Here is a 9,595-nt window from a genome sequence, read left to right as displayed (position 1 = left end):
GGCCAGGGCGTCCCGAGCGCGGCCACGCGCGCGCGGAAGCCGTCGAGCGCCTCGGGTGCGGGCGGCGGCATGGTGCGCAGGATCCCGATCCGTGCGTCGAGCATCATCCGACCGGCGATCATGCCGGTGAGGAGCGAGAGCTGGGCGTTCCATTCCTCGACCGGCAGCGGCGTGCGCCGTTCGATGCGGTAGCCGTGCTCGTCCCGGAGGATCTCCTCCTCCGGGAGGTTGAGGCTCGCGCCGCCGCGCGCATGCTCCTGCGCGATCCGCAGCCGGCCCACCTCCGGCAGCAGGGCGAGCGGTCCCGCGGCCGCACCGAGATCGATCGCGGCCTGGGCGGAGGGGTAGTCGAGCTGGGCGCGGGAGCGGATCAGCGCGCGCTCCACCCGGGCATCGACGACCGAGCCATCGCTGTCGAGCGCGACCGTCCACACGTAGGCGCTCCGATCCGCGTCCGGCAGGAGCGAGGCGCGACCTTCGCTTAGAACAGGAGGGTGCAGCGGCACCGCGCCGTCCGGCAGATAGAGGGTCTGTCCGCGCGTGCGCGCCTCCGCATCGAGGGCGCCGCCCGGTGCGACGAACCCCGGCACGTCGGCGATCGCGTAGTGGAGCGTGAAGCCCCGAGCGGCGGCCCGGGTGGCGGCGCGCGCGGTCCGTTCCAGATGGAAGGCCTGATCGAGGTCGCGGGATCCCACCGGATCGAGCGTGACGAACGGCAGGTCGCGCAGATCGATCGCCGGCTCCGGCGGGGCTGCGGAGCGGGCTTCCGCGAGCGCGGCAGCGGGGAATCCCTCGGGAACGCCGAACTCCTCGCCGAGCGCCGTGAGCGCGGCGGCGAGCCGGCCGTGGGCGCTCTGCGGAGTGATGCGCGTGCGCCGGCTTGGCATAGGCCCAGACTATCGCCAGGCCGGTGCGGCACCGGTCCGCGGCGCCGCACCGGGGCTCCGTGTCGTAGCGGCACCGTAGACTGGGGCGATGCAGGGGAATCCGGAAGACGAGGCGCTGACCGCCGCGTTGGACGAGCTGATGGAGCGCGCGGGCGTGGCCTCGCAGCGCGGCCTGGTCCGGCGCATCCTCACCACCGGGCTCGGGCTCGGACAGGACGGCACGGGGAGGCTGAACCTCAAGATCACCGCGGCCGCGCTCGAGGAGATGCGGGCGGCGTTCCGCCTGTTCGAGCCGTTCGCAGGCATCCCCAAGGCGACCATCTTCGGGTCCGCAAGGACGCGGAGCCACGATCCGCTCTGGCGCGAGGCGGAACAGGTCTCGCGCCGGCTCGCCGAGCAGGGGTGGATGGTCGTGACCGGGGCCGGACCTGGCATCATGGAGGCCGCCGCAACCGGGGCCGGGCCCGAGCAGTCGCTCGGCGTCTCGATCCGCCTACCGTTCGAGCAGGTGCCGGAGCATCTGCACGCCAACGGGGATCGACTGGTCTCGATGAAGTACTTCTTCACGCGAAAGCTGATGCTCGTGAAGGAGTCCCGCGGCTTCATCTGCCTGCCGGGCGGCTTCGGCACGATGGACGAGACCTTCGAGCTGCTCACGCTGCAGCAGACCGGCAAGATGGAGCCCGTGCCGATCGTGCTGCTCGACGAGCCGGGCGGTACCTTCTGGAAGGGATTCGAGGAGTTCGTCGTCGGACATCTGGAGCGGACCGGCGTCATCTCACCCGGCGATCTCGACCGGGTGCTGATCACCGATTCGGTCGAGGCGGCCGTCGACGCGGTCTCCGGGTTCTGGGGCAACTACGATTCGCTGCGGTGGGTCGATGAGCGGCTGGTTCTGCGTCTGCGCGCCGCGCCGACCCCGTCGGAGATCGCCGAACTGAACGAGCAGTTCGCGCATCTGCTCGAGCAGGGGCGGTTCGAGGCCGCCGAGCCGCTGCCGGCGGAGCGGGCCGACCGCGACAAACTCGAGCTGCCGCGGATCGCGTTCGTGCCGAAGCATCGGGCGGCCGGAGAGCTGCACCGGCTGATCCGGGCACTGAACCGACTGCCGTCGGCACCGCGATCGGCTACTTCTTCTTGATCTTCGAAGTCTTGGCCGAGGCGGCCGACACCGTCTTGTACGTGGATTTGCTCGCTGTCGCCTTCACGCTGATGCGCTTGCCACGGTCGGCCGTGCGCAGTTTGTAGGTCTTCGACGTGGCGCCCTTGATCTTCTTACCGTTGCGCAGCCACTGGTACTTCACCTTGACGCCGCTCTCGCTCCACTTGGGGGCGATGATCTTGAGCTTCTTGCCGACCCGCTTGGTGCCCGAGACCTTCGGCTTCTTGGTGTTGATCAGCGGCATCCGGATCTCGCCGGAACCGTAGACGTTATCGGTGCCCTTGGCGCCGCGGTCGCGGTTCGCAGTCGAGCGCAGGTACTTGCCGAGCGTGGCCGGTTTCCACTTCGGGTTCTTCTGCAGGATCAACGCGGCGACGCCCGAGACGACGGGCGTCGCCGCGCTCGTACCGGTGAAGCGGAAGTCGCTGGCGCTCACCGATGTGAACTCCGAGGCGGCCGAGACATCGGGCTTCTTCCGGCCGTCGTTCAGCGGCCCGCGCGAACTGTATTCGGCGATGACGCCGGTCGAGACGTTCACCGCGCCGACGGAGATGCCGCCCGCGTTCTTCGAGTCGGCGTAGGGCTGGCCGGCGGATCCGGCGTTGGAGACATAGTCCCACATGAGGCCGTTCACCATCAGCTCGAGGGTGTCGTTCGCGGTGCCGTTGCCGTCGTGGTGCTTCCAGATCGCGAACCTGATCTCCTCGTTTCCGGAGCAGGTGAGGTTCGCCGGGATCTCGATGGGGGAGACCTCGGGGCCGCTCTGCTGCCGGTTGGCGGACGACCCGACCGCTTGCCAGCTGCCACTGCGCCAGGCGTAGACGTACAGATCGTAGTCGGTGCGGTTCGTCCCCCAGTCGTTCCAGCGGAGGCCCTGTATCCAGGCGTTGCAGTAGCTCGTCATCATCTCGCTGGGGAGGACGTTGCCCCGGGGATCCGAGAACTCCATCCAGCCGTCCTCGTCCTGATCCGTCCATGTGCCGCGCCAGTAGCCGCCGTAGTAGACCGTACGACCGGCCGAGGAGACGTATGTATTGCGCACCCCGTGGTTGCCCGCCGAGTTGACCCAGAGCATGCCCTTCTTCACGGCGTAGTTCAGCAGGTCGACCGAGGGGCCGGAGCTCCCGTCGCCGGGACCGTCGAACTGCGCGGCGAGCGAGCGGGAGACGATCTTCACACCCTTGCTCGCGAAGTAGTCGATCGCCCGGCGAAGGTCCTCGGTCGTGCTGACGGTGGCGAGGTACAGTTTCGCGCCGGGGGCGACATCGTGGATCGCTTCGGCGACCGAGACGCCGTGCGAGCCCTGGTTCCAGAAGACGCTATCGGTGCAGGTCGTACCGTTGAAACTGCAGAAGACGCCCGTGGGGCGCTTGGGCAGATCCTTGTAACTGTAGGCGTAGTCCCAGTGGACGCCGCTGAAGTAGTCGACGATCCCGATCTTGACGCCCTTTCCCGTGTACTTGGCCTTGTGCCAACCCGCGGTGCGCACCCGTTTCAGGATGTCGTCGCCGTAGTAGCCGATCTCCGCCGGCCCGGGTGCGAGGCGCTGCGGCGATGGCTCGGCCGGCACGCCCGGGAGGCGCCCGGGATCATCGGGCAGCACACCTACCCCGGGATCGACCGGTGGGGCGACGAGCACGGGCAGACGCAGGTAGCCGATGCCGGGGAGCAGCTCCGCATCCGGCAGCGAGGCGACGGCGACGGTGGCGACGCTGAGCTCGTCGGTCAGCGTGACGATGTCCGTCGCGCCGACGGAGGCGAGCGCCGCGCCGATATCGGTGACGCCCGGGTCGTGGACCACTTCGACGCGGATCGCATCGTCCACCACATCGGGCAGATCCGTCTCTCCCGCGAGCCAGTCAGCGTGGATCTGACGGAGCCCCGAGTCTGCCAGCGCGCCGTCCTCGGCTTCCGGCTCGACCGAGACCGGCGGCGGTGCGCCGTCCGGGCCCGTGGTCGGTCCTTCGGTGCCGGGTTCGTCACCGAGCGCCGGCGACGTCGTCAGCGAGGCGACGAGAGCGACGAAGGCCGCGGTAGCGAGCACCCTTCTCGCAACAGCAGAAGTCTTGGACATGATAGATCCCCCGCTCCCGCGACGATGCCCTGCTTGCGTTCCCCCGGGCTCGACGCGACACACGAACTTGAAGCGATCATAGATGACGCCCTGGGATTTGGCACGACATTTCTTGCCTGGTCTCACGGCGTCGAGGCCTGGTCGAAGCTCGATCGAGGAGGGATCGCCGAGGTCCCGGTCGGCCGCGCGTCAGGGTGCGACGTACTCCGCGAGGTGCTGACCGGTCAGCGTCGAACCGTCGGCGATGAGCTCGCCCGGGGTGCCCTCGAAGACGATCCGGCCGCCCTGCTGCCCGGCTCCGGGCCCGATGTCGATGATCCGGTCGGCGTGCGCCATGACGGCCTGGTGGTGCTCGACCACGATCACGCTCTTGCCCGCGTCGACGAGGCGATCGAGCAGTGCGAGCAGCTGCTCCACGTCTGCGAGATGCAGGCCCGTGGTCGGCTCGTCGAGCACGTAGATCTCGGCATCCTCGAGCATATGGATGGCGAGCTTCAGCCGTTGCCGTTCCCCGCCGGAGAGCGTCGAGAGCGGCTGCCCCAGCGTGAGGTAGCCGAGCCCCACATCGACGAGGCGTTCGAGGATCTTCGCCGCCTTCGGCACTTTGGGCTCGGAACCCGCTTCGGAGGCACCGGAGAAGAACTCGCGCGCCTCGGACATCGACAGATCGAGCACCTCGGCGATGTTCTTCCCGCCGAGCGTGTATTCGAGCACGGCGGCATCGAAGCGCTTGCCGTCGCACACCTCGCAGACGCTCTCCATCGTCGCCATCATGCCGAGATCGGTGTAAATGATGCCGGCGCCCTTGCACTCGGGGCAGGCCCCCTCGGAGTTCGCGCTGAAGAGTGCGGGCTTCACACCGTTCGCCTTGGCGAACGCGGTGCGCACCGGGTCGAGCAGACCGGTGTAGGTCGCGGGGTTGGATCGGCGCGAGCCCTTGATCGCCCCCTGATCCACCGCGACCACGCCGTCCCGCTTCGAGACGTAGCCGTGGATCAGCGAGCTCTTGCCCGAACCGGCGACACCCGTGATCACGCAGAGCACACCGAGCGGCACATCGACATCGAGACCGTGCCCGTCGGCGCCGCGCAGGTTGTGCAGATCCGCGCCGCGCACTTCGATCGCGCCGTTCGGCGTGCGCGTCGACTCCTTGAGCCGGGCCCGGTCGTCGAGGTGCCTGCCGGTGAGCGTACCCGAGGCGCGCAGTCCGTCGACCGTGCCCTCGAAGCAGATCTCGCCGCCGTTCACGCCGGCGCCGGGCCCCAGATCGACCACGTGATCGGCGATCGCGATCATCTCGGGCTTGTGCTCGACCACGAGCACGGTGTTGCCCTTGTCCCGCAGCTTCACGAGCAACTGGTTCATGCGTTGGATGTCGTGCGGGTGCAGCCCGATCGAGGGCTCGTCGAAGACGTAGGTGGCGTCGGTGATGGGTGAGCCCAGATGGCGGATCATCTTGGTGCGCTGCGACTCGCCGCCCGAGAGCGTGCCCGTCGGCCGTTCGAGGGAGAGGTAGCCGAGTCCGATCTGCACGAAGGAGTCGAGCGTGTCCGAGAGCTTCTCGATGAGGGGCGCCAGGCCGGGGTCGTCGATCGAACGCACCCATTCCGCGACGTCGGAGATCTGCATCGCGCAGACGTCCGCGATCGAGAGCTCGCCGATCTTCGACGAGCGGGCGGTGTCGTTGAGCCGGGTGCCGTCGCACTCCGGACAGGTGCGAAACACGATCGCGCGGTCCACGAATGCGCGGATGTGGGGCTGCATGGCCTCTCGATCCTTCGACAGCATCGACTTCTGGATGCGCGGGATCATGCCCTCGTAGGTGAGATTGGTGCCGTCGACCTTGATCTTGGTCGGCTCCTTGTAGAGCAGATCGTTCAGCTGGCGCGTGCTGAATTCGCGGATCGGGGTGTCCATCGGCAGCACCGCGGAGAAGAGGCGCCCGTACCAGCCATCCATGCTGTAGCCCGGGACCTTGAGCGCGCCGCCCGAGAGCGTCTCGTCCGCGTCGTACAGCTCGTCGAGGTCGAAGTCGCTGACCGAGCCGCGTCCCTCGCACGTGGGGCACATGCCGCCCAGGATCTCGAAGCTGCGGCGCTCCTTGACCGTGCGTCCGCCTTTCTCGAGCGTCACGGCGCCGGCGCCGCTGACCGAGGCGACGTTGAAGGAGAAGGCGTTGGGCGAGCCGATGCGCGGCTGCCCGAGGCGGGAGAAAACGATGCGGAGCATCGTGTTCACGTCGGTCGCCGTGCCGACGGTGGAACGCGGATTCGCTCCCATCCGCTCCTGATCGACAGTGATGGCCGTGGTGAGACCCTCGAGGACGTCGACGTCCGGGCGGGACTGCGACGGCATGAATCCCTGCACGAATGCGCTGTAGGTCTCGTTGATGAGCCGCTGCGACTCGGCCGCGATCGTGCCGAAGACGAGGGAGCTCTTGCCCGAGCCCGAGACTCCGGTGAAGGCGGTGAGGCGGCGCTTCGGCAGCTCCACGTTCACATCCTTGAGATTGTGCTCGCGCGCACCGGAGACGCGAATGCGGTCGTGGGCGTCGGCGGGGTGGGGTGAAGCATCCGTGCTCATGGAACCAGGCTAGTGCCGGGCTCCGACATCCGGCTTCTCCGATCCTGATCGTCCTCGTGGCGGTCGCCATCGGTAGCCTGGTCGCGTGCACCTCGAACCGACCGCGAGACTCCGCGTGCGACCGATCCACACGGTCGCCGCGGCGTTCACGGTGCTCGCCGCTCCCGCCTTCTTCGTCGTGGAGCTGCCGGCGCTCGGCCTCGCACTGCTCGTGGCCGGTCTCCTGCTCGCCTGGTTCGCGGATCATGCCGAGGGCGGCTTCTCCGCCCGCCCGTCGCTGCTGCGCGACCTCTCGCTCATCGCGATCGGACTCGGGATCGTACGACTGATCCCGCTCGCGGCGGAGCTCGACGACCGGGCGATGATCCGTTTCACGCTCGCGCTCGGCGGCGCGGTCGCAGTGCCGTACCTGATCTCGCGCTTCGTCTACAGGGATCGTGCGACGGGGTTCCCCTGGCGCGGGCGTCACGCGGTGGGGCACGGCACCGAGGCTTCCCGGAGCGAGGCACGCGGCGGCGCACGCGGCGGCGGTCCGCGGAGCCAAGCTACGGGCGACGGCACGAGGTGGGGGCGCCTGCACTGGACCTGGCTCGCTGCGGTATTGGTGCTGGGCTGGGCCATCCTGCCCTTCTACTTCATCAGCTCGGGCGTGTATCGGAACTGGCCCGTCGTGGACTCGCCCGACCTGATCCTGCGCCTCTTCATCGGGGTCGGCGCCGTCGGTATCTGGGACGAGCTCTTCTTCATCTGCACGGTGTTCGCCGTGCTGCTGCGGCACTTCCCGTACTGGCTCGCGAACCTGTTGCAGGCCGTCGTGTTCGTGTCGTTCCTGTGGGAGCTCGGCTACCGCGCCTGGGGGCCGCTGCTCACGGTCCCGTTCGCGCTCATGCAGGGCTGGATCTTCCTGCGCACGCGTTCGCTCGGCTACGTGGTGACCGTGCACCTGCTCTTCGACGCGATCGTGTTCGCGGTGCTCGTGCACGCGCACAACCCAGCGCTCTTCGATGTCTTCCCGACGGCGCCGTGACGACGATCCGCTCGGCGTACTGAGGTGCGCGCCCGCCGACGGCATTCATCTGTCAGCGCGATGCATTCGGCCGCGAAATAGCGCTTCAAAGCGCCGAACGAGTGAGGCGGAGGGGTGGGCGAGGCGATAGGGACCGAGGCTGCCGGGCCGGGTATCGCGTTGCGAGACGGTGACGCGGGATCTACGCGAGCAGCGCCGCCAGCCTGCGTACCGCGAACTCGTAGCCCTGGATGCCGGCGCCCGCGATCACGAACTCGGCGATCGGCGAGATGTAGGAGTGGTGGCGGAACTCCTCGCGCGCGTGCACGTTGCTGAGGTGCACCTCGGCGACAGGTAGCGCGACTCCGCTCAACGCGTCGCGCAGCGCGATCGAGGTGTGGGTGAACGCCCCCGGGTTGATGACGATCGCCGCGCACTCGGTGCGCGCCTCGTGGATCGCGTCGATCAGCACGCCCTCGTGATTGCTCTGCACCGCGCGCAGTTCGAACCCGAGCCCCCGAGCAGTCTCGCTCGCGAGCGCGACGACGTCGTCGAGGGTGTCGCTGCCGTAGACACCGGGCTCGCGCACGCCGAGCAGGTTGAGATTGGGGCCGTTCACGAGGAGGATCCGACGCGTCATGCCCCGATCCTACCCGGCGGTCGTCGCGTGCCGTCGTTGCTCAGACGGTACGCCTTCGTCGGCGCTGCATGCGATCGTGCATCGAAACCGTACCGCGCCGACGATCTCGTACAGTGCGAGGATCCGACCGGCGTGCGCCCACGAACGTCGGTGCTCGGGCCGGGCCGGGCCGGGCGCGGGATCGCGGCTAGGCTGTCGGGGTGACACGCACCGACCGCACCGACCCGAGCAACCGCACCGACCCGACCGAGCCCGCCGAGCCGAGCCGCAGCGAGCAGCGAGACCAGCAGGACCCGCGCGATCAGCCGGATCAGCGTCAGACGCTGCCGTACAAGAGCTTCGACCCGCGCACCTTCCGCGACAAGCCGGTTTCGTTCGTGCGCCGCAGCGGGCGCATGACCCCGTCTCAGGAGCGGGCGTGGGAGGACCTCGGCCCGCGCTACCTGCACGAGCTGCCGCGGGGCCACGCGGCGACGAGCGTGGCGGATCATGCCAGCCTCGAGCCCGCCGAGGTCTTCGGCCGGGTCGCGCCGCTCGTCGTCGAGGTCGGATCCGGCCAGGGGCACGCCATCGTGCATGCCGCGTCCGAGCTCCGCGACTGGGATTTCATCGCGGTCGAGGTGTTCCGCGCGGGGCTCGCGCGCACCATGATCCGGGCAGAGTGGGCGGATCTCGCCAATCTGCGCCTCGTCGAGGCTAATGCGCCCGAGGTGCTGGAACGCGCCCTGCCGGAGCACTCGGTCGACGAGATCTGGGTGTTCTTCCCCGACCCCTGGGCCAAGGAACGGCACAAGAAGCGCCGCCTCGTCTCGCCTGATTTCGCACGCATCGCCGCTCGAGCGCTGAAGCCCGGGGGCTTGCTGCGCCTCGCCACCGACTGGGAGGACTACGCCGAGCACATGCGCGAGACGATGGACGCGGCGCCCGGCTTCGCCCGCGACTTCGCCGGGGAGTGGGCGCCCCGCTTCGAGGGCCGCGTGCTGACCGCCTTCGAGCAGAAGGGCATCGACAAGGGGCGCGTGATCCGCGATCTCGCGTATCGCTCGGCGTGAGCCGCCGACAGAGGAGGCTTCAGCGCAGCGCACACTCGTGCTCGAGCAGGCGGCGCTTGATGTCGGTGCCGAAGAGGTAGCCGCCGAGCCCGCCGTCGGTGCGCACGATGCGGTGGCACGGCACGATGAGCGCCACCAGGTTGTTGGCGCAACCCGACGCCGCGGCGCGCACCGCCGTGGGGCGCCCGGCG

At 69.0% G+C, this 9,595-nt stretch carries 8 protein-coding genes; 3 read left to right on the top strand and 5 right to left on the bottom strand.

Annotated elements, in window-relative coordinates; genetic code table 11:
• Positions 1-887 (bottom strand): RNB domain-containing ribonuclease (locus ACFPZL_RS07115; protein WP_382334963.1); only part of this gene is annotated, 887 nt, incomplete at its 3' end.
• A gap of 88 nt (positions 888-975) precedes the next feature.
• Between ACFPZL_RS07115 and ACFPZL_RS07110 the strand changes: the two genes are divergently transcribed.
• On the top strand, positions 976-2,028 hold the full coding sequence (locus ACFPZL_RS07110; RefSeq protein WP_218115057.1) for an LOG family protein: 1,053 nt from the start codon (positions 976-978) through the stop codon (positions 2,026-2,028).
• On the opposite strand, the gene ACFPZL_RS07105 is transcribed toward ACFPZL_RS07110, so the two are convergent.
• Both ACFPZL_RS07105 and ACFPZL_RS07100 read right to left on the bottom strand, forming a co-directional pair.
• Positions 2,015-4,123 carry a S8 family serine peptidase gene (locus ACFPZL_RS07105; RefSeq protein WP_382334961.1) on the bottom strand — a complete coding sequence of 703 codons (2,109 nt, stop codon included), beginning with the start codon at positions 4,121-4,123 and terminating at the stop codon, positions 2,015-2,017. The genes ACFPZL_RS07110 and ACFPZL_RS07105 overlap by 14 nt on opposite strands.
• 189 nt (positions 4,124-4,312) lie before the next feature.
• A complete protein-coding gene (locus tag ACFPZL_RS07100; RefSeq protein ID WP_218115059.1) occupies positions 4,313-6,706 on the bottom strand; it encodes an ATP-binding cassette domain-containing protein in 2,394 nt (797 codons plus the stop codon).
• Between the two features lie 85 nt (positions 6,707-6,791).
• Here ACFPZL_RS07100 and ACFPZL_RS07095 point away from each other — a divergent pair, with 85 nt between their 5' ends.
• Positions 6,792-7,733: a CPBP family intramembrane glutamic endopeptidase gene (locus tag ACFPZL_RS07095; RefSeq protein ID WP_218115060.1), complete on the top strand. Its 942-nt coding sequence runs from the start codon at positions 6,792-6,794 to the stop codon at positions 7,731-7,733.
• Positions 7,734-7,914: 181 nt separating this feature from the next.
• Here the strand turns inward: ACFPZL_RS07095 and aroQ are convergent, their stop codons facing one another.
• Positions 7,915-8,352 carry a type II 3-dehydroquinate dehydratase gene (aroQ, locus tag ACFPZL_RS07090; RefSeq protein ID WP_218115061.1) on the bottom strand — a complete coding sequence of 146 codons (438 nt, stop codon included), beginning with the start codon at positions 8,350-8,352 and terminating at the stop codon, positions 7,915-7,917.
• 323 nt (positions 8,353-8,675) lie between these two features.
• Here aroQ and trmB point away from each other — a divergent pair, with 323 nt between their 5' ends.
• On the top strand, positions 8,676-9,404 hold the full coding sequence (gene trmB, locus ACFPZL_RS07085; protein WP_236022029.1) for a tRNA (guanosine(46)-N7)-methyltransferase TrmB: 729 nt from the start codon (positions 8,676-8,678) through the stop codon (positions 9,402-9,404).
• A 19-nt stretch (positions 9,405-9,423) separates the two neighbouring features.
• Here trmB and ACFPZL_RS07080 read toward each other — a convergent pair.
• The coding region (locus tag ACFPZL_RS07080; protein WP_382334965.1) for a methylated-DNA--[protein]-cysteine S-methyltransferase at positions 9,424-9,595 on the bottom strand (172 nt) is incomplete at its 5' end.

Source organism: Leucobacter soli (genome assembly GCF_042659205.1).
Classification (GTDB): Bacteria; Actinomycetota; Actinomycetes; order Actinomycetales; family Microbacteriaceae; genus Leucobacter; species Leucobacter soli.
The sequence above is the reverse complement of the archived record's forward strand: the minus strand, read 5'-3'. Positions and strand labels throughout refer to the sequence as shown.